Raw genomic sequence first — 448 nt, forward strand, 5'->3', positions numbered from 1 at the left:
GGTCCACACTGCCCACGGGCCGCGGTCGTGCTGCCCGACCTCCTGGTCACTGCTGGTCCTGGATATCGCCGTGTTCGTGGTCCATGTCCTCAGCGGATGCGTCGAAGGTGAGCGCCTCGGCGATCGCCGCATCGACGTGGCCGGTATGAGGTTCCAGTCCCGCGCTGGTCATGCGCATCACTTGCGAGACTGATGGTCCACCACGGGACTTGCTTACCTTGATACGGCGAAGAGATGTGTCGTCCGGGTCCTCGTGCGGCTCGACGGTGCGCTCATCGTCGATGTCGTCAGCACTCTCGAACGGCAGCATCGGGTCCTGCCCACGCGTTATCGTCAAGCGAACGACGGGCTTTGGCCGTAGTGCCGAACATTCGATGATGGTGTCAGCCGCGTACAGCAAGCGGTAACCGCCAGCGGGACGATTGGTGGTGTCGAGCATCACCAGCGC

1 protein-coding gene is annotated in these 448 nt (G+C 63.4%); it reads right to left on the minus strand.

Annotation, left to right across the window (positions count from 1 at the left end):
* Positions 1–46: 46 nt before the first annotated feature.
* A partial coding sequence (locus RM704_RS44760) for a hypothetical protein (RefSeq protein ID WP_311593623.1) occupies positions 47–448 on the minus strand: 402 nt, incomplete at its 5' end.

The sequence above is a fragment of the Streptomyces gottesmaniae genome, from assembly GCF_031845845.1.
GTDB classification, from domain to species: Bacteria; Actinomycetota; Actinomycetes; order Streptomycetales; family Streptomycetaceae; genus Streptomyces; species Streptomyces akebiae.